Raw genomic sequence first — 23049 nt, 5'->3', positions numbered from 1 at the left:
TGGCGCTTTGTCTGGCATCGTCGAAATTGTCGAGGAGGAGGCGCGTCGCCGATCGATTTCGCAGGTGCAGAGCATCTGTCTGGAGATCGGGGCCCTCAGCGATGTCGCGCCCGAAGCTATTAAGTTCTGCTTCACAGCTGTCGCAACACGGACCGTCGCCGACGGCGCGGTTCTTAAAATCATCGAAGTGCCTGGCATGTCCTGGTGCATGGCCTGTTCGAAGAGTGTCGAAATTGCTCTGCGCGCTGAGCGTTGTCCTTACTGCGGCAGTTATCAGTTGCAGATAACGACAGGCGAACAGATGCGCGCGAAAGAGCTGGAGGTCAATTGGTGTGACCGTATGCGGTTGCAGTGAAGGAATGTATTCGACCGGACGCGTCGAAGTTCATGATGCGCAAGACCACCGGCGCTATCATGCTCGTGTGCAGGACGGTGATCGCCACGGAGCGTATGTGCATGGTGATCAAAGCTTGCTGCATTCCTACCATGCTCGCCAAGACCATGCTCGCCATCATCATCCCGGCCATCCGCAGGCTCATGATGGGCAGGCCATTCAGACCTGCGGGGCCGGTGCGGCTACCTTGAAGGCAGCGGACACGAACCGCGAGCGGGTCATTCAGGTCGGACGTGACATACTTGGCAAGAACGATACGATCGCGGCGGATAATCGCGCACTCTTCGTGGCCGATGACCTGCTGGCGTTTAATCTTGTGTCCAGTCCCGGTGCAGGCAAAACGTCGCTGCTCGTCCGCGCCGTGTCCGAGCTCAAGCGCACTCGCCCGATCGGCGTCATCGAAGGCGACCAACAGACCTCGAATGATGCCGAACGCGTTCGCGCGGCTGGCGCGCCGGTTGTTCAAGTCAATACCGGCAGGGGGCCACCTCGATGCTTCAATGATCGGCGAGGCCGACCGCCGCGGCTCACGCGCGGTATTCTCTTCATCGAGAACGTCGGTAATCTGGTCTGTCCCGCAGCCTTCGACCTAGGCGAAGCCTGCAAGATCGTGATGCTATCGACCCCCGAAGGTGAAGACAAGCCGCTCAACTATCCGGATATGTTTGCCGCTTCGTCGCTCGTGCTGATTACAAGATTGATTTGACATCATTCCTTGAGTTCGATGTGAGCAAGATCATCGAGTATGCAAGGCGCGTCAATTCAAGGATCGAAGTGCTCACGGTCTCGGCGCGTACTGGCGAGGGGTTCGGCGCGCTCTATGCTTGGATCGACAATCAGGCGCATCAGAGACTCGCCGAGAGGGACACAAGGCGATGAGCGCCGCCCACCTGCGGCCAAACTCGGCTACGCGTGCGCGTGAGCGGAGCTGTGCAAGGGGGCGGATTTCGTCCTTACGTCTATGGCCTGGCCACGCGGTACGGATTGGCGGGGTTTGTCGTCAATGATCCAGAGGGCGTTACGATCGAGGTGGAGGGCAACCGTGCGTCGGAGTTTGTCGCCGCTTTGCCGCTTGAAGCACCACCACTGGCATGCATCGACCACATCTGCGTTCAGGAGACAGGAGCGCTCGCGGCGAAAGACTTTTCGATCGGCACCAGCGAAGGTGGCAAGTCCAACGCGGATCGTCGCCGATGCCGCGACCTGCCAGCAGTGCATCAGTGAGTAGTTCGATCCGAAAAGTCGCCATTACCGTTATCCCTTCATCAATTGCTCGCATTGCGGCCCGTCCCTCTCCGAACAGCTTCCCTACGATCGCCGAAACACGGTCATGAAGGCCTTTAGGCTGTGTGCCGCCTGCGTCAGCGAATATCTCGATCCGGCGATTCGCAGGTTCCATGCGGAGGCGATCGCATGTCCGACATGCGGCCCGCGGCTCAGCCATGGAAACAACGCTATTGTCGCGGCAATCGTCGACGGCCAAACCGTGGCGATAAGGGGGCTGGGCGGATACCAGCTGCTTTGCGACGCGCGCAACCAGGGCGCGGTGCAGCGTTTGCGCGGCAGAAAGCGGCGTCTTGAGACGCGAGTCGCCGTCATGGTCGGTTCCATAGAGCGGGTCAATGAGATCGCGGAAGCGAATGAGCCCGAGTTCGCGCTACTCGAATCCGTAGCTCGTCCCGTCGTCCTTCTACGTTCGCGCCATAATTTAGCACCCGCGATAGCTCCCGGCTTATCGCGGGTAGGTGCCATGCTGCCCGCAGCCCCGCTGCATCACTTCATCTTTCAGGTGCTTCGTTCGACCGGAGTATCGCTTATGGGGACTGGCCCCGTCATCGTTGCCACCAGTGCCAATTTTTGTGGCGAACCGCTGCTGATCGACAACGCACAGGCGCTGCGGCGGCTTGAGGGAATCGCCGACCTTGTCGTGACCCATGATCGCGAGATCCTAACGCGTGCGGATGACTCCGTCGTGTCGGTTGTGGCGGGCCGCGCCCAACGCATTCGTCGCGCCCGTGGCTATGTTCCAGAACCGATCCGGCTGGCAAGATCTGTGCCGTCCGTCCTGCTGTTGGCGCTGCGTTGAAGTCGACCATCACCGTCACGCGGAACAACGAAGCGTTCGTCTCCCAGCATATGGCGATCTCGATACGGCCGAAAGCATTCGTGTGTTTGAAGAGACGATTCGTCATCTCACATTGATTCTTGACGTCGATCCTGCCGTCATCGCCCATGATCTGCATCCCAATATGGCGTCCACGCGCTTTGCGGAGGCAAGCGGCCGCGCGCTGGTCGCTGTCCAGCATCACCACACGCATGCTGCCGCCGTCATCGCTGAGCACGGTCATGTGGGACCTACGCAATGTTGCAGTTGCTTGGCAAGGGAACCGAAATCGGCCATCGCTTTGCAGCGCAACGCCAGGCTGAGCGCGTGCGCGCATTGCTGGATCAGCAGGGCGGGACCATCACAACCCGCGCGGGCCGGTTGTTTGATGCGGCGGCGGCGCTGCTGGGCATTGCGAGTTTGCAGAGCTATGAGGGCGAGGCCGCAATGAAGCTCGAGGCGCTGGTGCGGCGGACTGAGATTCTCGATGCCGGCTGGACGATGGATGGCGGCGTGCTGTCGCTTCGTCCGCTTTTTGAGCACTTGATTACAGACAACGTAGGCGCCACGGACGGAGCCGGGCTGTTTCATGGCACTCTCGCCGCCGCTTGCATTGACTGGGTCACGCGCTTTGCGTGAACAACCGGTGTCAATGCCGTCGTCCTAAGCGGCGGCTGCTTTTTGAACGCGGTGCTGGCTGACCAAATTACGCGCGGGTGAAGTCATTGCTGCGAGCCAAGGCGCTAGGCGCTGACATTCGGATGGTTTTACTCGACGATCGACGCTATTCGGCTCGCCGAACAGGCACCGAGCCGGGACGTGGTCTTCTTTGCCACTGGATTTGAGACTACGACGCCACCGACGGCGGTGATGATCCGGATTGCCGAGAAGAAGCGGCTGAAGAGCCTCAGCGTGTTCTGCAACCACGTGCTTACACCGTCCGCCATGCACAGCATTCTCGAGAATCCGAAGATCCGCAATATCGGCGGGGGCGCAATTGATGGCTTCGTCGGGCCTGCACATGTCAGCACCATCATCGGTACGCGACCTTACGAACCTCTGGCAGAACAATTCGGTAAGCCGATCGTGATCGCGGGATTTGAACCGCTCGACGTCATGCAGGTGATCCTGATGCTGGTGCGGCAAGTGAACGAAGGCCGCTGCGGCGTGGAAAATCAATACAGCCGTGCGGTTACGCGCGAAGGCAATCCGCGCGCCAAGGACGAGGTCTCTCGCAGATATTCGGACTGCGTGAGCGGTTCGAATGGCATGGACGTGGACTCGTACCCAAAAGCGGACTGAAGCTGAAGCGGGCATGCGCGAGATTTGACGCCGAGGCGCGTTTTGCGGTGCACGAACTGCTTGTCGCTGACAATCCAGCGTGCGAGTGCTGCGCAATTCTGCGCGGAGCCACCGGCCGGTCGACTGCAAGCTGTTTGGAACTGCTTGCACGCCGGAAAATCCCATACGAGCCTGCATGGTCTCATCGGAAGGCGCTTGCGCCGCGTATTGGACGTATGGCCGAGTTCGCGATGATCAGCTGGGACGGTTCATGAGCGTAAAGGCCCATCAACGCAGACTTGATGTCGAGAACGGACGCATTGATCTTTCTCACGGGTCCGGGGGCCGTGCCATGGCGCACCTAATCTCGGACATTTTTCACCGAGCCTTCGGTAACGAATGGCTCGCCCGCTGCAATGATCAATCGGCGTTTGATGTTGCAACAGGCAGAATAGTGATGACGACGGACGGCTATGTGGTTTCACCGCTGTTCTTTCCTGGCGGCAATATCGGGTCACTCGCTGTGAACGGCACGATCAATAATGTCGCTATGGCCGGCGCGCGTCCGCTCTATCTATCGGCTAGCTTTATCATCGAGGAGGGGTTCCGATTTTCGGATCTGCAAACGATTGCGGATTCGATGGGCTTAGCGGCGCGCGACGCCGGCGTTTACATCATCACTGGGGACACCAAGGTCGTCGAGCGCGGCAAGGCGGACGGTCTGTTCATCTCCACGACCGGGCATTGGGGTCCTGGCCGATGCGCTCGATCTCTCGGCCGACAAGGCAAGGGTTGGCGACCGTGTCCTGATTTCCGGTAGCCTCGGCGATCATGGGGTGGCGATCATGTCAAGGCGCCAGAACGTCGCCTTTCAAATAGAGATCGCGCTCGGATTCAGCCGCGCTGCACGACCTCGTAGCCGCCATGGTTGCGGCCGGTGGCCGCGGTATCCGGGTGATGCGTGACCCCACGCGTGGCGGCCTTGCCGCCTCGCTCAACGAGATTGCGCATCAATCGGGCCTCGGCTTCCGTCTGCAGGAAGCCGCCATTCCTGTGAAGCCTGCGGTTGCGGCGACCTGCGAACTCCTTGGGCTTGATCCGATCCATGTCGCTAACGAGGGCAAGCTCGTTGCGATCGTCGCGCCTGATTCTGCCGATGCTGTGCTTGCAGCCATGAAGGCGCATCCGCTCGGGTGCGATGCAGCTGATATTGGAGAGGCGGTAGCTGACGATCACAAGTTTGTGCAGATGGCGACCAGTTTTGGTGGCGGACGAGTTGTCGATTGGCTGTCGGGCGAACAATTGCCTCGGATGTGTTGAACATGTCACGCCCAACTGCGGCGGGCATGAGGGGGCACGCATCAGCGGTTATTAGTCATTCAAAAAATGAGCTAAAGTCTACGACCTGCCCTGCTGGCGGACTGTGATGCTCGCTCTTCCAGAAATTCGGCAAGGCTGGATTTTCATTTGTGGCATTCCCAAGCCGCGAACCCGGTCCCAAGCGTTTTATTCATGCGCCATTCGTCGCTCACCCAAGGTCGTTGCCCCCACTTGACACTTCGAGGTTAAGGTGAGGCGAAAGGCGCTCTTACGAGGCTCTTTACAGCGCCTTGGCTCAAGTCGCGCCGCTTAGTTTGTAGACTAGTGTGGCACAAGAGCAGCTTAGAAATAAGAGATCCTCGATCTGCTCCCCTGAATCTCGGCGGCTTAGGAGAAGGCACTGACACCGAGGTCCGTGCATTCGCCGACCTCGTGCATAGCCAACGCGTGATTCGCAGGTAATGAGATGAGAATAGGTTTGGTCCAGAGCGGAAGGACCCTGTCATCGCGGCGAAGGCAGTTCTGTAGACGTTTTCAAGACGCCCACGGATCCGTTATATGATTTTTCTTCAGCGCGGGTGCCATTGCGGTCGAGAGCCTGTTCGCGTCGGCTGCGGAGGGCTCGATCGTTGAGCTCAGCGAGTATGGTTATCTTAGCCACTCAGCATCTTGCCGCATCTTGTTTGAAATCCTGCGCAGCTGGTCAAAGATCGCTGAATTGCTGCGCTATTGTGGCACTCGCGTCGCAATATCGTTACGCATTTCGGATTAGAAAGCCCCTCCAGGCAGGGAGTTTTCAAATGAAGGTCGGAGTCCTCAAGGAAATCAAGGCGCACGAATATCGCGTGGGCCTTACCCCTGGAGCTGTCCGCGAATACGTGGCGGCGCGCCACCGCGTGATGATCGAGACCGATGCTGGCGCGGGCATTGGGGCGGCGGATGAAGATTATCGCAACGCCGGCACAACGATTCTGGCGTCCGCAGTCGAGGTATTCGCGTCGAGCGAGATGATTGTAAAGGTTAAGGAGCCTCAGCCGTCCGAATGGAGCCAGCTGCGGGAGAGCCAGATCCTCTTCACTTATCTGCATCTGGCCCCGGACCCGGAGCAGGCCAAGGGGCTCCTAAAATCTGGGTGGACCGAGATCGCCTATGAGACCGTAACTGATGAGCAAGGTGGCCTTCCGTTGCTGGCGCCCATGAGCGAGGTCGCGGATAGGCTTGCGATTGAAGGGGCGGGTAGCGCCCTGAGGCGTACTGCTGGCGGACGAGGGCTGTTGATCGGTGGAGCGCCCGGTGTTCAGCCGGCCCGGATCGTGGTGATTGGAGGTCGCCTCGTTGGTACGCACGCGGCGCACATGGCGATCGATTTGGGTGCAGAGGTCACCATCATCGACCGCTCGATACCCCGGCTCGAACTGGACGAGCTTGCGCGTTCGGGCCAGAATCTCGACCATCGACGCGGTGGAGGAAGAGGTATTTGCGGCCGATGTTGTGATTGGTGCGGTACTTGTTCCAGGTGCGAGCGCGCCGAAGCTCGTTCGGCGGGGTATGCTGAGTTCGATGCGTAAGAGGGCGGTGATCGTGGACGTCGCTATCGATCAGGGCGGCTGCTTTGAGACATCGCACCCAACCACTCAGGCTGATCCAACCTGCGAAGTGGATGGCGTCATTCATTATTGCGTGGCCAATATGCCCGGCGCGGCGCCGCTGACCTCAAGCCAGGCACTGACTAACGCCACGCTGCCGTTTGGTTTGGCACTGGCCAACAAGGCGTTTGCCGCCGCGCTCGAAAATCCGCACCTGCGCGCGGGCCTCAATGTCCATCGGGGCCGGCTAACTTACAAGGCCGTGGCCGAGAGCCTAGGGTTGCCTTTCTCATCGATCGAACAGGCTGCGGCCTGATCCCGGAGACCCTTACGGGCGTTTCCTCCCTGACTTGGGCCACCCTTCGGGGTGGCTTTTTTCGGCTCGATCAATTTGCTAACCAGCGCGGGCGGATGTTTTGAAACGCGAAGCGAAGCCGGGGAACACCAGATGATCGCGCTTGGCTTTCAGTTGCCCCATGAAGCGAGGCAATGTGCCTTTGCTCGTACAGGCATATGGATGCAGGTTACCGGTCATCTTCGGGGCTTGAAAGCGGGTGCCGCGGCACCTAAACGCCGCGATCATCGGCGTGACTTTGTCTGGCGCGATCGCCGCGACAGTTTCTGGCTCTGCGGTGGAGATGTGCGTCGTTCCGGTGTGACCCCCGCCGGGTGTTCATCGTGGCGCTTTAGTCGAATCCGCCGCCATTCCGGTGAGCAGAACCAATAACATGGGGCCCGGCCGACCTGGCGGCGGAGCACTCGGGAAGAGGCGACCCGATCGCAGCCGCGTGACCGCGGCCATGGGAAGGATCGCGCCATAGGGCTGGCGGACGCAGTTCACGTGGTTGGCTGACCGCCGTCATTGATCGTGCGCCACGGCACCGAGATCAAGCCACTATGATTCCGAATGTAGAGTTTGCGACACGCCGTCGAGGCGGCGACATGCGCTCTGAAAGATAGCCGAGACAAATCAGCCCAGACTGATTGGCACGAGACTTGAAGGCAAGACGCGGTCCCGCACCTTCTGCTTATGGAACCGCAGTGATGGCCTACAAGATAATCGCGTCCCAGTGCACCGTCTGCGGTGCGTGTGAGTTCGAATGTCCCAACGCTGCGATTAGCCTGAAGAACGACATATATGTGATCGATCCGACCAAGTGCTCCCAATGCGAAGGAAATTCTGACGCGCCGCAGTGCGCCGTCGTTTGCCCGGTGCCCGAGACCTGTGTGCCGGCATAGGGAATTAGCTGATGAGTGGGGCCCCGACGCGAAACAGAATGAAGACACCACTGAGAGCGGCAGCCTACCGGCTTCGTCGACCGATTCTCTTACGCGCTGGCCCCGAGTTGGTCCTAACTTGTGGGATCAGTTCGGAGAGGGTGCGCCGGAACTGGTTGGAGTTGTCTTTGCGCGAGCGGAGCAGGCAATGGTAGCTGCAGAAGAGACGGTCGAGCGCGTCCGGCGCATCGACGTCGACCAGTATCGATATGGGTTTGAGACTCAGATCGAGTCCGACAAGGCCCCGAAGGGGCTGTCGGAAGATACCGTCCGCTTCATCTCCGCAAAGAAGAATGAACCGGCCTGGATGCTGGAATGGCGCCTCGAGGCGTATCGCCGCTGGCTGACCATGACCGAGCCGACCTGGGCGCGCGTCGACTATTCGAAGATCGACTACCAGGACATCTATTATTACTCGGCGCCGAAGCCGAAGAAGACGCTGTCCTCGATCGACGAGATCGATCCGGAAATCCTCAAGACCTACGAGAAGCTGGGCATTCCGCTGCGTGAGGTCGCAATCCTCGAAGGCGTCGAGCCGCCGCCCGGTGGACCGCCGTCGCCGAGCCGCAAGATCGCGGTCGATGCCGTGTTCGACTCGGTGTCGGTCGCGACCACCTTCCAGAAGGAGCTGAAGGCTGCCGGCGTGATCTTCATGCCGATCTCGGAGGCGATCCGCGAGCATCCCGAGCTGGTGCAGAAATATCTCGGCACCGTGGTGCCGACCTCGGACAACTACTTCGCAACGTTGAACTCGGCTGTATTCTCCGACGGCTCGTTCGTCTACGTGCCGCCGGGCGTGCGCTGCCCGATGGAGCTGTCGACCTATTTCCGCATCAACGAGCGTAACACCGGCCAGTTCGAGCGCACGCTGATCATCGCCGACAAGGGCTCCTACGTTTCCTATCTCGAAGGCTGCACCGCGCCGCAGCGCGACGAGAACCAGTTGCACGCCGCCGTGGTCGAGCTCGTCACGCTCGATGACGCCGAGATCAAGTATTCGACGGTGCAGAACTGGTACCCCGGCAATTCCGAGGGCAAGGGCGGCATCTACAATTTCGTCACCAAGCGTGGCGACTGCCGCGGCAAGAACTCCAAGATCTCCTGGACCCAGGTCGAGACGGGATCTGCGATCACCTGGAAGTATCCGAGCTGCATCCTGCGCGGCGACAATTCGAGCGGCGAGTTCTACTCGATCGCGATCTCGAACGGCTACCAGCAGGTCGATAGCGGCACCAAGATGATCCACCTCGGCAAGAACACGTCGAGCCGGATCATCTCCAAGGGCATCGCCGCCGGCAGGTCGCAGAACACCTATCGCGGCCTCGTCAGCGCGCATCGCAAGGCCACCAGCGCGCGCAATTACACCGCCTGCGACTCGCTCCTGATCGGCGACAAATGCGGTGCGCACACCGTGCCCTATGTCGAGGCCAAGAACTCGTCGGCGACGTTCGAGCATGAGGCGACGACGTCGAAGATTTCCGAGGACGTGCTGTTCTACTGCATCCAGCGCGGGCTCTCGCAGGAAGAAGCCGTCGGCCTCGTCGTCAACGGCTTCGTGAAGGACGTGCTGCAGCAACTGCCGATGGAGTTCGCGGTGGAAGCGCAGAAGCTGATCTCGATCTCGCTCGAAGGGGCCGTCGGATAGCCAACCGTCCCGCGGGACCTCCCGAGTGCGGCTCACCCGGGATGATGCATTTCAGGAGATAGATCAGAATGGCGCTACTCGAAGTTCGAGATTTGCATGCCGGCACGGACGAGCGCGAAATTCTTCGCGGATTCGATCTTGCGGTCAACGCGGGTGAGGTACACGCGATCATGGGGCCGAACGGCTCCGGAAAGACTACGCTCAGCCACGTTATTTCCGGCAAGCCCGGGTATCAAGTCAGTGCAGGCCAAATCTTGTTCAAGGATGAAGATCTTCTCGCGATGGAACCGGAGGAGCGCGCTGGCAAGGGAATATTTCTTGCATTTCAGTATCCGGTGGAAATTCCCGGCGTGACCACCATGAACTTCCTGCGTACGGCGTTGAACGCTCAGCGTAAAGCGCGCGGGCAAAAGGAATTCTCCACGCCCGATTTTCTGAAAAGGGCCGGCGAGATAGCCAAGTCGCTCAACATCCCACAAGGCATGCTGAAGCGCGGCTTCAATGTCGGATTTTCCGGCGGCGAGAAAAAGCGCAACGAGATTTTGCAGATGGCGCTATTCGAGTCGAGCCTGTGCATCTTGGATGAGATAGATTCCGGCCTCGATATCGACGCGCTGCGCATCGTCTCCAACAGTATCAACGCTCTGCGTTCGCCGGAACGGGCGATGATCGTGATCACCCACTATCGGCGGCTTCTCGACTATATAACGCCGGATTTTGTGCATGTGATGTCCAAAGGGCGGGTAAGGAAGCGCGGCGGCAGAGAACTCGCGCTGGAGCTCGAGGCTTGTGGCTACGCTCAATTCGAAGGTGCGGCCTGACATCTCAAGAGATTTCCTGATGAAGCAAGTTTTGGCAAGAGAAGCCGACGCCGGACGTGCAAAGAGCAATCTCTTCACCGCGGCGCACGGACGGCTGCCTGGCTGTGGGCCTGTCGCCCATATCCGTGCGAGGGCATTCGAGGCCTACGAGCGTGCCGGCCTCCCGCATCGGCGCATCGAGGCTTGGAAATATACAGATCTATGCGCCTTGATCGGCGAGGTACTGCCACTCGCTCCGCGACCAGATGCAGCTGCGCTGGTGCGCGCGAAGTCGTCGGTCATGCAAGCGGCTGCCGATCAAGCAGTCAAACTGGTTTTGGTGGATGGAATATTCGCACCCGAGCTATCCGACGTCGGTAGCCTCGAAAATGGGGTCGATGTGCGGTCGTTGCGAGAGATTCTGGAGAATCCGGCCAACAGTGCAATGGCCGGCCTGGTGCTTTCGACCACAACTGATGCGATGATCTCGCTCAATGCCGCGATGGCGACCGACGGCCTGGTGATTACGATCGCCGAGGGCCGCGCTATTAAGCGCTCCATTCAGATCGTTCACGTTGCAACCTCATTGTCGGTGTCCGATTTTACCCGTTCCTACCTGCAGCTAGGTAAGGGAGCGCACGCGGCTGTGGTGGAAACATTCGTCGCGGCTGATGGCGCGAGCCGATATCAAACCAACGATGCGATAATCGTCCTGGTTGGTGACGAGGCGAGCCTTTCGTATATCCGGGTGGCAGCTGATGCCGCTGACGCCGTGAACCTTTCGTCGGGAATCATCGTAGTCGGTACCAGAGCGAGCCTCAATCTCTTCAGCATGACCTGCAGCGGCTCCATCGGTCGCTATCAGGTATTCGTCACACTGGCCGGCGAGGGATCCAGGCTCTCGGCGAACGGGGTCAATCTCATCAGGGAAAAACAGCACGCCGACACAACAATCGTAGTCGACCACGCCGTGCCGCATTGCATGAGTCGGAATAAGTTCCACGCGGTCGTTGACGATTGCGGCCGCTCGGTGTTCCAGGGCCAAGTCGTCGTACGTCCCGCATCGCAGAAGACGGATGCCGCGCTGATGACGCGAGCGCTGCTCCTGTCCGACCAGGCCGAGGCGGACAATAAACCCGAACTCGAAATCCTTGCCGACGACGTGACTTGCGGGCACGGATCGACTTCAGGTGCGCTGGACACCAGTCTCATATTCTATCTGCGCGCTCGAGGTTTATCAGAGAAGGATGCGCAGGCGTTGTTGATTAGAGCATTCATTGGCGAGCCGATCGAGGAGATCCCCGCCGGCAATCTGCGCGAATTTGTGACCGCGCGAGCTGAACACTGGCTGCGGGCGCGATGAGTGTGCACCCCGCGATAGGCAACGGTAGTTACCAGGTCAGCCGTCTACGCGCGGACTTTCCTGCGCTGTCCATGACGGTGTACGACAAGCCGCTTGTGTACCTTGATAACGCCGCATCCGCGCAAAAGCCGAATGCGGTTCTTGACCGCATGATGCATGTATACTCCAATGAATACGCCAACGTACATCGCGGCCTGCACTATCTGGCGAATGCGGCGACGGAGGCGTATGAGGGCGCCCGTGCTAAGGTGGCGCGGTTTGTGAACGCACATCTGAACGAAGAGATCGTCTTCACCCGCAGCGCCACGGAGGCCATCAATCTGGTCGCCCAGACCTTCGGCCGTGAACGGGTCAGCGCCGGTGACGAGATCGTTCTGTCGATTATGGAACACCACTCCAACATTGTGCCGTGGCATTTTTTAAGAGAACGGCTCGGCGCAGTCATCAAGTGGGCGCCGGTTGATGATGACGGCAATTTCCTGCTCGATGCATTTGAGCGGCTCTTGACCCCGCGCACCAAGATGGTTGCGATCACTCAGATGTCGAACGTGCTGGGTACCGTTTTGCCAGTGAAAGACGTAGTGAGGATCGCACATGCACGGGGTATTCCCGTACTGGTCGACGGCTCGCAAGGATGTGTCCATTTGACCGTCGACGTCTGCGACATCGATTGCGATTTCTACGTAATGACAGGCCATAAACTCTATGGTCCGACAGGGATCGGCGTGCTTTACGGCAAGTCAGAGCATCTTTCGTCAATGCCGCCCTTCAATGGTGGCGGCGAGATGATCCGTCAGGTCTCGCGTGCCGGCGTCATCTATGGTGAACCGCCGCACCGGTTCGAGGCGGGGACGCCGCCGATTGTCGAGGCGATCGGTTTGGGGGCGGCTTTAGATTACATCAATTCGATAGGCAAAGAACAGATCCGCAAGCACGAGAACGCGCTGCTCGCTTACGCAAATGAGAAGCTAGGGGACATCAACGCCGTACGAATCATCGGGACGCCGGCCGAAAAGGGGCCGATCATCTCCTTTGATATGAAAGGCGCGCATGTACATGACATTGCCACGGTCGTCGACCGCGCCGGAGTTGCAGTGCGGGCGGGTGGACATTGCGCGATGCCGCTGCTCGAGCGCTTGGGTGTGCTGGCGACGTGCCGTGCGTCTTTCGCACTTTACAACACAAGTGAAGAGATTGATACGCTCGTGCGGGCACTTATCAAGGCGCGACAGCTGTTCTCGTGAGCCCGCGAGCTTGCGGCGTCTGGGCGGTGGAGCATCGAACTCGCGACGATGACGACGTCATAACCGTTGGCATCATCGTCGTCGCTGAAGGCAAGTATCTGTAGATCTCAACAGGCATGGATGGCGTAGGCAAACCCGGGCTCGATCAGCCGGCCTTTGCCGCTCGGTTCGCTTGTTCGGGCGCTCTCTCGAGCGCGGAGCATCGCGATCGGCAGCCGCACATCTGGAATCGTGCGGTGCTACTTCACATATCGCCGCCCCTGTTCCATTTCGAACAGGACCAAACAAAGGGTTCTCCGGGCAAAGCGCGATGTCGCGTTAGCCACAATACCCCGTGCTGCACCACCGAGCGCGCTAACTGATTTCAATCGTTCCGCTTTTTGTGCTCGCGCCGCACTGGCATGCTCATTGCAAAACTCTAGGGCACGAAGCCGCTCTCGCAACAGCTAACCCTCGAAGGACCTCAGCATGAGCCTCGCCTCGACCCAGAGCATCGCAGAAATCAGGGCTCGCAACAAAGAGCTGATTGAGAAGGTGCTGAAGGTCTATCCGGAGAAGACCGCAAAACGGCGCGCCAAGCATCTCAACGTGCACCAAGCCGGCAAATCGGACTGTGGGGTCAAGTCCAACATCAAATCCATCCCTGGTGTGATGACAATCAGAGGCTGCGCCTACGCAGGGTCCAAGGGCGTGGTCTGGGGGCCGATCAAGGACATGGTCCATATCAGCCATGGACCGGTGGGCTGCGGTCAGTACTCGTGGGGCTCGCGTCGTAACTATTACGTTGGCACGACCGGGATCGATAGCTTCGTGACCCTGCAATTAACCTCCGACTTCCAGGAAAAGGATATCGTATTCGGTGGCGACAAGAAACTGGTCAAAGTTCTTGACGAAATCCAGGAGCTTTTCCCACTCAACAACGGCATCACCATCCAGTCGGAATGCCCGATCGGATTGATTGGAGACGACATCGAGGCTGTGTCAAGAGCGAAATCCAAGGAGTATGGCGGCAAGACCATCGTGCCGGTCCGCTGCGAGGGCTTTCGCGGCGTCTCGCAGTCGCTCGGCCACCACATTGCCAACGACGCCGTGCGCGATTGGATTTTCGACAAGTTCGAGCCAGATGGTAAACCGAAGTTTGAGTCGACGCCGTACGATGTTGCGATCATCGGAGACTACAATATCGGTGGCGACGCCTGGTCATCGCGAATTCTTCTGGAGGAAATGGGCCTGCGGGTGATTGCGCAGTGGTCTGGTGACGGTTCACTCGCTGAGCTCGAGGCAACGCCGAAGGCAAAGCTCAACATTCTGCATTGTTACCGCTCCATGAACTACATCTCCCGCCACATGGAAGAGAAGTTCGGTATTCCGTGGTGCGAGTATAACTTCTTTGGACCTTCAAAGATCGCAGAGTCGCTGCGCAAGATCGCGGGCTACTTCGACGATAAGATCAAAGAAGGCGCTGAGCGGGTGATTGAAAAGTACCAGCCGCTGGTGAACGCCGTAATAGCAAGATATCGCCCGCGCCTGGAGGGCAAGACGGTGATGTTGTACGTCGGCGGTCTTCGCCCGCGTCATGTGATTGGCGCATACGAGGACCTCGGGATGGAAGTCGTGGGTACCGGATACGAGTTCGGCCACAACGACGACTATCAGCGCACCGCCCAGCACTACGTCAAGGACAGCACGCTCATCTACGACGACGTCAATGGCTACGAGTTCGAGAGTTTTGTCGAAAAGCTCCAGCCCGACCTAGTCGGATCGGGCATCAAGGAAAAATACGTTTTCCAAAAGATGGGTATACCGTTCCGGCAGATGCATTCCTGGGACTATTCAGGTCCATATCACGGCTATGACGGCTTTGCGATCTTCGCGCGCGACATGGACATGGCTGTCAACTCGCCGATCTGGAAGAAGATGAAAGCGCCTTGGAAAGAAGCTTCGAAGGCGAAGCTCTTGGCGGCAGAATAAAGCAATGTATCTGGCTCTTCGTGGAGAGTCGGGACGATACCAATTTCGATAGTGAAGGATCTCAAAAATGGCGCAGAGTGCAGAACACGTGCTCGATCATCTCGAACTGTTTCGCGGTCCAGAATACCAGCAGATGCTGGCTAACAAGAAGATGTTCGAGAATTCCCGCGATCCAGCCGAGGTTGAACGCATCAAGGAATGGACGAAAACGCCTGAATACCGCGAGAAGAATTTTGCGCGGCAGGCGCTGGCGGTAAATCCGGCCAAAGCCTGCCAGCCGCTTGGCGCCGTGTTCGCCTCGGTCGGTTTTGAGGGCACGCTGCCCTTCGTCCACGGCTCGCAAGGCTGCGTGGCCTACTACCGCAGCCATCTGTCGAGGCACTTCAAGGAGCCGAGTTCCTGCGTCTCTTCCTCGATGACGGAAGACGCCGCGGTGTTCGGCGGCTTGAACAACATGATCGATGGACTTGCCAACAGCTACAACATGTACAAGCCCAAGATGATTGCGGTTTCCACGACCTGCATGGCCGAGGTGATTGGCGATGATCTCAATGCGTTCATCAAGACATCGAAGGAAAAGGGCTCTGTTCCGGCGGAGTTCGACGTGCCGTTTGCACACACGCCGGCGTTCGTCGGTAGCCACGTCACCGGATATGACAACGCACTCAAGGGTGTTCTGGAGCATTTCTGGGACGGCAAGGCCGGAACAGCGCCGAAGCTGGAGCGCAAGCCAAACGAGTCGATCAACATCATTGGTGGGTTCGATGGCTACACCGTCGGAAACCTTCGTGAGATTAAGCGCATCTTGGCGCTGATGGGTATCCAATACACCATACTGGCCGATAACTCCGACGTCTTCGATACCCCGACTGATGGCGATTTCCGGATGTATGACGGCGGCACCACGCTGGAAGACGCAGCTAACGCGGTTCACGCCAAGGCGACAATCTCAATGCAGCAGTGGTGTACCGAAAAAACGCTGCGGCTCGTCTCTGAGCATGGCCAGGACGTCGTCTCTTTCAATTACCCGGTGGGCGTCTCCGCAACAGATGAATTTCTCCTGGCGCTATCACGCATCAGCGGCAAGCAGGTCCCGGAGCAACTCGCGCGAGAGCGGGGCCGCTTGGTTGATGCCATCGCTGACTCCAGCGCGCATATCCATGGCAAGAAGTTCGCAATCTATGGCGATCCGGATCTCTGCTATGGGTTGGCCGCCTTTCTGCTCGAACTCGGCGCCGAACCAACCCATGTGCTGTCCACCAACGGCAATAAGGCGTGGCAGGACAAAATGCAGGCGCTGTTTGCAAGCTCACCGTTTGGGCATGCCTGCCAGTCCTATCCGGGCCGAGACCTCTGGCACATGCGCTCGCTCTTGTTCACCGAGCCGGTCGATCTTCTGATTGGCAACACCTATGGCAAGTACCTGGAACGTGACACAGGAACGCCACTGATCCGCATGGGCTTTCCGGTGTTTGATCGGCATCATCATCACCGCTCCCCTGTGTGGGGCTATCAGGGCGGCCTGAATGTGCTGGTGAAGATTCTCGACAAGATATTCGACGAAATCGACCGGAAGACCAACGTTCTTGGCAAAACTGACTACAGCTTCGACATCATTCGTTGATGACGGACAATGCACGTGCCGTCGCCGAAAACACTGGCGATAGCACGAGCGCACGATGGCTCAACTTTCAATTAGTTCGGCTAAGAGGAGAACGGATGAGTTCGCTGTCAGCTACGGTCCAGAATATTTTCAACGAGCCGGGCTGCGCCAAGAACGGCAGTAAGTCGGAGGCTGAGCGCAAGAAGGGATGCACCAAGCTACTGCAGCCGGGTAGTGCGGCGGGCGGCTGCGCCTTCGACGGTGCTAAGATCGCGCTACAGCCGTTTACCGACGTCGCTCATTTGGTGCATGGTCCGATCGCTTGCGAAGGCAACTCCTGGGATAATCGCGGCGCGGCGTCTTCCGGTTCGAATCTATGGCGCACCGCATTCACAACCGATATGAACGAAACCGATATCGTATTTGGAGGTGAGAGGCGGCTCTGGAAGGCGATCAAGGAGATCGTCGACAAGCATGACCCGCCCGCCATTTTCGTCTATCAGACCTGTGTTCCCGCGATGATCGGCGACGACGTCAGCGCGGTCTGTAAGGCCGCCTCGCAAAGGTTCGGCAAACCGGTCATCCCGATCAATTCCCCGGGGTTCGTTGGCTCCAAGAACCTCGGCAACAAGCTCGCCGGCGAGGCTTTGCTGGAACATGTGATCGGAACGCGGGAGCCAGACCGCACCACACCTTACGACATCAATCTGATCGGAGAATACAATCTTTCGGGGGAGCTCTGGCAAGTCAAGCCTTCGCTCGATGAGCTTGGAATTCGGATTCTCTCATGCATCTCGGGCGATGCCAAATATCGTGAAGTCGCGTCATCCCATCGCGCGCGGGCGGCGATGTTGGTGTGCTCAAAGGGCATGATCAACGTCGCGCGCAAGATGGAGGAACGCTACGGAATCCCGTTCTTCGAAGGCTCGTTCTACGGTGTCCAGGATTCAAGTGATTCGCTGCGCCAGATTGCCCGCTTATTGGTTGAGCGCGGCGCACCGCAAGATCTGCTCGGGCGCACCGACGCGGTGATCGCGCGCGAGGAGGCACGGGCCTGGGCCGCGATCAAACCGTACAAGTCACGCTTCAAGGGAAAGAAGGCTTTGCTGATTACCGGCGGGGTCAAGTCATGGTCGGTCGTTGCGGCACTACAGGAGGCCGGGCTCGAATTGGTCGGAACCAGCGTGAAGAAATCGACAAGGGAGGACAAAGAGCGCATCAAGGAGCTCATGGGACAGGATGCGCACATGATCGAGGACATGTCGCCGCGTGAAATGTACGAGATGTTGAAGGGCGCAAAAGCGGACATCATGCTATCGGGCGGCAAATCGCAGTTCGTCGCGCTGAAAGCAGCGACGCCTTGGCTCGATATCAACCAGGAGCGATGCCATGCCTATATGGGCTATGTCGGAATGATCAAGTTAGTGGAGGAGATCGACAAGTCGCTCTCAAATCCGATGTGGGAGCAGGTACGTCGACCGGCACCATGGGAGGCCTTGGCCAGGGCGAAGCTGCATATGCAGTCGCCGGCGGCCGAGATCGCCTGCGAACCGGCGCTCGCCGAAACGGCGCGCCGCGCGAGGAAGATTTGCCACTGTAACACGGTCGATCTCGGCACGATCGAGGATGCGATCTACGGGCATGGTCTGAGAAGCGTCGAGGAAGTCAAAGAGCACACCGATGCGGTCGGTGGTTGCTGCAAGAGACGCATCGAGGACATCTTGGTGTCCTCGCCATCTGCCATGCTGCAGGCCGCAGAATAGGGGGAATGATGGCCCTCACCACGGTGCCAACAAAAGCCTGCGCGGTCAACCCGCTGAAGATGAGCCAGCCGATTGGCGGCGCATTCGCCTTCATGGGGCTGCGCGGGGCGATGCCGCTTCTGCATGGCTCGCAAGGATGCACTTCTTTCGGGCTCACGCTCTTTGTGCGGCATTTCAGGGAGGTGGTACCGCTGCAGACCACCGCGATGAGCGAGGTCGCGACCGTGCTCGGCGGCTATGAGAACCTCGAGCAGGCGATACTCAATATCTACAACCGAGCCAAGCCAAAGATCGTCGGAATCTGCTCGACCGGCATCACCGAGACTAACGGGGACGATGTGGAAGCTTACCTCAAGCTAATCCGAAACAAGCATCGGCAACTTGCGAAATTGCCGCTGGTCTATGTCTCGACACCCGATTTCAAGGGCGCGTTCCAGGACGGCTGGGAGAAGGCTGTGACGCGCATTGTGGAGTTGCTGGTGGATGGGCCCAACGTCAACGGCCTGCGCGATTCCTCGAGAGTGAACGTTCTTCCAGGATGTCACCTCACGCCGGGTGATCTTGACGAACTCCGTGCCATCCTGGAGGATTGTGGGTTGCGGCCATCCTTCCTGCCTGACCTGGCAGCGTCGCTCGATGGGCATATCCCCGACGAGTTTACGTCAACGACCATCGGCGGCATCGGCGTCGACGAGATCGCGAGCATGGGCCGCGCCGGGTGGACCATTGCAATCGGCGCGCAGATGCGCCGAGCGGCAGAGGTCATGCAGGCCAAAAGCGGCGTTCCATTTCGCCTCTTCGAGCGGCTGTGCGGCCTCGGTCCGTGCGACGAATTCATGACGTTTGTGAGTGAAATCAGCGGCCGTCCCGTGCCACCGAAATATCGGCGGCAGCGCGGCCAGCTCACGGATGCAATGCTGGACGCGCACTTCCATATTGGTGGTCGCAGACTTGCGATCGCCGCTGAGCCAGACCTCCTATATGATCTCTCCAGTATGCTGCACGAGATGGGGGCGCAGGTGCGTGCGGCCGTAACGACCACACAATCGGCGGTGATCGAGCGGATCAAGACCAACGAGGTGCTAATTGGTGATCTTGAGGATCTCGAAGAGCTTGCCAGAACCGAGAATTGCGACTTGCTGATCACGCATTCGCATGGCAGGCAAGCGGCTGCCCGGCTGAAAATTCCGTTCTATCGTGCGGGTTTTCCGATGTTCGATCGACTTGGCGCAGGGCACCAACTATCGATTGGTTATCGTGGTACCCGCGATCTGATCTTCGATATCGCCAATCTCGGGATCGCGGACCGCGAGGAGAACCATCAACCTACGCCCGATCGATGGCGGGCTCCGGTCGCGCTGCCATCAAGGTCCAGGCATCTCAGTTCCATCGGTGCAGCCGAGAGGTCGACTGCATGAAGGTCGCATTCGCCACTCAAGATCTAAGGCGCGTCGATGCTCATTTTGGTTGGGCAAAGAATATTGCTATCTACGAGGTCGCGCCAAGCGGACACGTGTTTCTCAAAGCGGTTGAGTTTGAGGGCGATCTCAAGGAAGACGGTAACGACGACAAGTTAGCGCCGAAGATCGAGGCGATTAAAGATTGCGCAATTCTTTACGTTGCTGCCATCGGCGGCGCCGGTGCTGCCCGGGTGGTCGCCAACAAGATCCATCCGATCAAGGTAAACAAGCCAGAAAACATTCTGGTGTTGCTCGAAAAGCTCGAGGACGTCCTAAGAGGCACACCACCTCCCTGGCTACGCAAGGCAATGGCAAAGGACCAGCGGAGCACATTCGAGTTCGACGAATGAGATGAAATGACAGCAGAAATAGGGCAGCAGGACAGCTCCGCCGATGCGCTGTTCATCACGGAGCTAGTAAAGATTTGGCGCGCTCAGGACACCACGGGAGCCTGGAAGGCCAGGAGCGATCTCGACCTTCTCGAGCCCTATGTCTTGGACAAGGAAAAGCGGCGTGCGTTGCCGATTGTCGGTGATCCTGGCCCCGATACGCTGTGGCGGTTGGAGCTGTTCTTCAACGCGGTCGCGCTCGCGGTCGAGAGGGAGGCCAGTGTGATGATCCAGCCGATCTTGAAGCTACATCATGAAGGATTTGGCCGTATCGTGCTGATCGGAGGCCGGCTGATCGCCGTGAACAAGCGGCTGCGTGATGTGCATCGCTTCGGGTTCGATAGCCTCGCAAAGCTCGCGCAAGAGGGAGGCAAATATGTCAGGGAGGGAATCGACCTGATACGGAAGTGTCCGGACGTGGCGAACTATTGAGGATACTGATGAGCGAACGTGGAACACTGAAGGCTGAAATAAAGAAGCTATCGGCCAAAGCGCTACAAGCCAAAATGGATCTGCACGACCTTTCGGAGGAATTGCCCATCAACTGGACCTCGATCATGGTGTTTGCGCAGAAGGCGCACGATGCCTATGCCGAACTTGAGCGCAGAAACCATGATTTGAAGGCGTTGGAAAATACTTAGGAGGGGCCGACTCATGTCACTTACAGCGCGCGATGGCCGCGACTGGACGCCAGACTACCTGACGTCGATTGACGCCAAAAAATGCATCGGCTGTGGCCGCTGTTTCAAGGTGTGTGGCCGAGGTGTCATGGCGTTGAAGGGAATCAGCGAGGACGGCGAACTTGTTGATCTTGACGATGACGATGAGATCGAAAAGAAGATCATGGTTCTGAATGATCAGGGCGCCTGCATCGGCTGCGGCGCGTGCGCCAGGGTGTGTCCGGCCAATTGCCAGGTCCATGTTTCAGCCCCAGCCGAAGCTGCCTGACCGGTGGCCTAGCCCGCTTGCAGCAGGCGCTATATTTGCAATGGAATAGATCCATTGTTGATCACTTGATCTGCGATGGAGATCAGACCCGCATGCTCTGACGGCTTCGGTTATTAAGACACAGCAGCGGAGACGTTGCAGCTAAGACTGTTTGATCGGCAAGGCAAGCGCATACCCTTGGGTGACAACACCGTCTCGAAGATCAGTCTCTTAGCAGTGGGGTCAGCGTTTCGTGCAGGTGTATTGCGATTCAGGTCATAACGCATTGCGCAATGCTGATCCAGATGAGGGAGCACGCTCCTCGGGTGAACGGTACCGTCTTTATTTGTTTGCCTGCTCCCTTGAGGATTGGAAGAGCCTAAATTGGTCGCCTATGCGTCAGGTTATGGTCAGCTAACCTGTATATCATCCTCCGCAGAGCTCGTGCGGCACGAGCTCATACAGCGTGCAATTGTGCCGAGAGGAGAGCGAATCTGATGTATGGCAGAATCGTCGGATCGTCCAGCCAGTCTGGAAGCGCCAGCCACGTTGATGAGTCTGGAGATGAGGGAGAGAGCCCGCGATTTGCGGACACAGTTGCCGGCATGGAGCCCGGTGCGTCGTCGTCGGTGACAACGACGCCATACTCTCTGGCTTCCGATCCGCCGATCATAGAGATCGATCGATCTTCCTTCACGGAGGGTGTGAGGAGATTTTTGGGCGGTGACATCAGGCACATCGCCAGTAACCCAGAAGAGTACTCGGATTTCGTGTCCGGGAAGGCTCGGCGCGCAGGAATGGTTGCTGGAAGCTACCTCCACACTTACGATGATCCAAGCAAGCCAGCACGATTCTACAGCTATCAGTTGGGTGACGAAACTGTCGGGCTTTTAAGAGCAGGTGGGCCGGCTCGAATCAAGGGGGAGCAGTTTCGGCAACAGTTTGGACGCAATGATATCACGTCCGTGGTTGACCTTCGGGTTACTCATCCGTTGGTCGAGAACGCGGGCGATATTCTGCTGGAGCATCAACTGCGACAGGACGGCGACCATCCCTTGGTCTTGTCACGTCCTGGCTTGGAGGGCATGGAACCTCGTCTGGCCGAAATGGGTTTTGTTCACATGGGGCGTAATTATTGGGCGCTTGATCCTAACCAGCACCCCGAAGTGTGGACGAAAAACGAGAGCAACGAGTGGCAGCGAGTAGACAAACCTACGAAGTATCTTACTAAGGTCGAGGATAGTGACACCGCTTCTGAAGCAAGTGTCGAAAGTGCCGAAGCGGCCTCTTCAGATGATGATCCGTCATTCTACTTGGAGCAAGCTCTCGAAGGATTGCGCATGGAGTAGAACCGCCGCAATAAAGAGACCTGGGCAGGAAATGACGGCTGTTTCGTGAATAGACGCGCCGCCGCGAAGGTCCTAGCGTTACACGAGGGGGGGGGGGCGTTCGTTAGCAGCGTGCGGCCCCATTCGCCTGCCTATCCTATTCAGAAAGTAATGATATTCTCGCGCTTGCGGGCCGTGCAGCTGGAATCGGTGCAACGAAGATCGAGTACGAATCCGCGCCCCAATCGTGTAGCCAATGCAACGGCGCGTCATGATATGAGCGGGTTGAGGGCGGTATATGCTCAAGGAAGCTTCGGATCAAACTATATGCCAAGGTGACGATCGCGACACAATTCGCCGCGTCATTTGGTCTAGTTGGCGCAAGTGGAAAGGCTGTGGCGATCAGTGAGCAACCACTGCGTTTAGTTCAGTAAGGTGTCGGAGAAGTTGGCGCGCGAAAGTTGCAGCTGCGAATGGGCAGGGAGTAGGCAATAATCCTCGATGCTCGCGCGGAGCCGACCCAATCGTGCACCTGCGCCAATCAGCTGCGCTGCACTGACGAAGCATTAAGGTCGGATCGTCAGAAAGCCGAG

General features: G+C 58.4%; 16 protein-coding genes and 4 pseudogenes. All 20 read left to right on the top strand.

Features of this window, described 5'->3' with window-relative positions:
- The first annotated feature begins 7 nt into the window (after positions 1 to 7).
- The gene (locus HAP47_RS36030) at positions 8 to 355 is read left to right on the top strand and encodes a hydrogenase maturation nickel metallochaperone HypA/HybF (protein WP_173643889.1); all 348 of its coding nucleotides are present in this window, start codon (positions 8 to 10) and stop codon (positions 353 to 355) included.
- 4 nt (positions 356 to 359) lie between these two features.
- Positions 360 to 1100, top strand: coding sequence for a hydrogenase nickel incorporation protein HypB (gene hypB / locus HAP47_RS36025; RefSeq protein WP_224580576.1), 741 nt, complete (start codon positions 360 to 362; stop codon positions 1098 to 1100).
- Between the two features lie 206 nt (positions 1101 to 1306).
- Positions 1307 to 3215, top strand: a pseudogene (gene hypF / locus HAP47_RS36020) (carbamoyltransferase HypF); the annotation flags it as partial.
- A 2-nt stretch (positions 3216 to 3217) separates the two neighbouring features.
- Positions 3218 to 4038 (top strand): annotated as a pseudogene (gene hypD, locus HAP47_RS36015) (hydrogenase formation protein HypD); the annotation flags it as partial.
- A 12-nt stretch (positions 4039 to 4050) separates the two neighbouring features.
- A pseudogene (gene hypE / locus HAP47_RS36010) lies at positions 4051 to 5099 on the top strand (hydrogenase expression/formation protein HypE).
- 800 nt (positions 5100 to 5899) lie between these two features.
- Positions 5900 to 7001: pseudogene (gene ald / locus HAP47_RS36005) on the top strand (alanine dehydrogenase).
- Positions 7002 to 7729: 728 nt separating this feature from the next.
- On the top strand, positions 7730 to 7924 hold the full coding sequence (locus HAP47_RS36000) for a 4Fe-4S binding protein (RefSeq protein ID WP_166073220.1): 195 nt from the start codon (positions 7730 to 7732) through the stop codon (positions 7922 to 7924).
- Positions 7925 to 8111: 187 nt separating this feature from the next.
- A complete protein-coding gene (gene sufB / locus HAP47_RS35995; RefSeq protein WP_173643890.1) occupies positions 8112 to 9608 on the top strand; it encodes a Fe-S cluster assembly protein SufB in 1497 nt (498 codons plus the stop codon).
- A 68-nt stretch (positions 9609 to 9676) separates the two neighbouring features.
- Positions 9677 to 10429, top strand: coding sequence for a Fe-S cluster assembly ATPase SufC (gene sufC, locus HAP47_RS35990; RefSeq protein ID WP_166073234.1), 753 nt, complete (start codon positions 9677 to 9679; stop codon positions 10427 to 10429).
- Positions 10430 to 10448: 19 nt separating this feature from the next.
- On the top strand, positions 10449 to 11771 hold the full coding sequence (gene sufD, locus HAP47_RS35985; RefSeq protein WP_173643891.1) for a Fe-S cluster assembly protein SufD: 1323 nt from the start codon (positions 10449 to 10451) through the stop codon (positions 11769 to 11771).
- Complete coding sequence (locus tag HAP47_RS35980; RefSeq protein WP_173643892.1) at positions 11768 to 13015, top strand: cysteine desulfurase; 1248 nt, start codon at positions 11768 to 11770, stop codon at positions 13013 to 13015. Before sufD ends, HAP47_RS35980 begins: the two co-directional genes overlap by 4 nt.
- 468 nt (positions 13016 to 13483) lie before the next feature.
- Positions 13484 to 14986: a nitrogenase molybdenum-iron protein alpha chain gene (gene nifD, locus HAP47_RS35975; RefSeq protein ID WP_173643893.1), complete on the top strand. Its 1503-nt coding sequence runs from the start codon at positions 13484 to 13486 to the stop codon at positions 14984 to 14986.
- Between the two features lie 67 nt (positions 14987 to 15053).
- Positions 15054 to 16610 (top strand): nitrogenase molybdenum-iron protein subunit beta, encoded by a 1557-nt coding sequence (gene nifK, locus HAP47_RS35970; RefSeq protein WP_173643894.1) that lies wholly within the window; start codon positions 15054 to 15056, stop codon positions 16608 to 16610.
- A 95-nt stretch (positions 16611 to 16705) separates the two neighbouring features.
- A complete protein-coding gene (gene nifE, locus HAP47_RS35965) occupies positions 16706 to 18352 on the top strand; it encodes a nitrogenase iron-molybdenum cofactor biosynthesis protein NifE (RefSeq protein WP_173643895.1) in 1647 nt (548 codons plus the stop codon).
- Positions 18353 to 18360: 8 nt separating this feature from the next.
- Complete coding sequence (nifN, locus tag HAP47_RS35960) at positions 18361 to 19770, top strand: nitrogenase iron-molybdenum cofactor biosynthesis protein NifN (protein WP_173643970.1); 1410 nt, start codon at positions 18361 to 18363, stop codon at positions 19768 to 19770.
- Positions 19767 to 20162, top strand: coding sequence for a nitrogen fixation protein NifX (gene nifX, locus HAP47_RS35955; RefSeq protein ID WP_166073337.1), 396 nt, complete (start codon positions 19767 to 19769; stop codon positions 20160 to 20162). Before nifN ends, nifX begins: the two co-directional genes overlap by 4 nt.
- A 6-nt stretch (positions 20163 to 20168) precedes the next feature.
- Positions 20169 to 20633, top strand: coding sequence for a NifX-associated nitrogen fixation protein (locus HAP47_RS35950; RefSeq protein WP_173643896.1), 465 nt, complete (start codon positions 20169 to 20171; stop codon positions 20631 to 20633).
- Positions 20634 to 20641: 8 nt separating this feature from the next.
- Positions 20642 to 20842, top strand: a complete 201-nt coding sequence (locus tag HAP47_RS35945) for a CCE_0567 family metalloprotein (RefSeq protein ID WP_173643897.1) — start codon at positions 20642 to 20644, stop codon at positions 20840 to 20842.
- Between the two features lie 13 nt (positions 20843 to 20855).
- A complete protein-coding gene (gene fdxB, locus HAP47_RS35940) occupies positions 20856 to 21149 on the top strand; it encodes a ferredoxin III, nif-specific (protein WP_166073371.1) in 294 nt (97 codons plus the stop codon).
- 476 nt (positions 21150 to 21625) lie between these two features.
- A complete protein-coding gene (locus HAP47_RS35935; protein WP_224496567.1) occupies positions 21626 to 22477 on the top strand; it encodes a host specificity protein in 852 nt (283 codons plus the stop codon).
- Positions 22478 to 23049 lie beyond the last annotated feature (572 nt).

Origin of the sequence: Bradyrhizobium sp. 41S5 (assembly GCF_011516665.3) — a bacterium.
Taxonomy (GTDB): Bacteria; Pseudomonadota; Alphaproteobacteria; order Rhizobiales; family Xanthobacteraceae; genus Bradyrhizobium; species Bradyrhizobium quebecense.
This window is presented reverse-complemented; position numbering and strand designations above follow the sequence as displayed.

Excerpts from the sequence above, each read along its gene's own strand:
- hypB (WP_224580576.1), top strand. The coding sequence starts at position 360 with ATGTATTCGACCGGACGCGTCGAAGTTCATGATGCGCAAGACCACCGG.
- HAP47_RS36000 (WP_166073220.1), top strand. The coding sequence starts at position 7,730 with ATGGCCTACAAGATAATCGCGTCCCAGTGCACCGTCTGCGGTGCGTGT.
- sufB (WP_173643890.1), top strand. The coding sequence starts at position 8,112 with ATGGTAGCTGCAGAAGAGACGGTCGAGCGCGTCCGGCGCATCGACGTC.
- sufC (WP_166073234.1), top strand. The coding sequence starts at position 9,677 with ATGGCGCTACTCGAAGTTCGAGATTTGCATGCCGGCACGGACGAGCGC.
- sufD (WP_173643891.1), top strand. The coding sequence starts at position 10,449 with ATGAAGCAAGTTTTGGCAAGAGAAGCCGACGCCGGACGTGCAAAGAGC.
- HAP47_RS35980 (WP_173643892.1), top strand. The coding sequence starts at position 11,768 with ATGAGTGTGCACCCCGCGATAGGCAACGGTAGTTACCAGGTCAGCCGT.
- nifD (WP_173643893.1), top strand. The coding sequence starts at position 13,484 with ATGAGCCTCGCCTCGACCCAGAGCATCGCAGAAATCAGGGCTCGCAAC.
- nifK (WP_173643894.1), top strand. The coding sequence starts at position 15,054 with ATGGCGCAGAGTGCAGAACACGTGCTCGATCATCTCGAACTGTTTCGC.
- nifE (WP_173643895.1), top strand. The coding sequence starts at position 16,706 with ATGAGTTCGCTGTCAGCTACGGTCCAGAATATTTTCAACGAGCCGGGC.
- nifN (WP_173643970.1), top strand. The coding sequence starts at position 18,361 with ATGGCCCTCACCACGGTGCCAACAAAAGCCTGCGCGGTCAACCCGCTG.
- nifX (WP_166073337.1), top strand. The coding sequence starts at position 19,767 with ATGAAGGTCGCATTCGCCACTCAAGATCTAAGGCGCGTCGATGCTCAT.
- HAP47_RS35950 (WP_173643896.1), top strand. The coding sequence starts at position 20,169 with ATGACAGCAGAAATAGGGCAGCAGGACAGCTCCGCCGATGCGCTGTTC.
- HAP47_RS35945 (WP_173643897.1), top strand. The coding sequence starts at position 20,642 with ATGAGCGAACGTGGAACACTGAAGGCTGAAATAAAGAAGCTATCGGCC.
- fdxB (WP_166073371.1), top strand. The coding sequence starts at position 20,856 with ATGTCACTTACAGCGCGCGATGGCCGCGACTGGACGCCAGACTACCTG.
- HAP47_RS35935 (WP_224496567.1), top strand. The coding sequence starts at position 21,626 with ATGTATGGCAGAATCGTCGGATCGTCCAGCCAGTCTGGAAGCGCCAGC.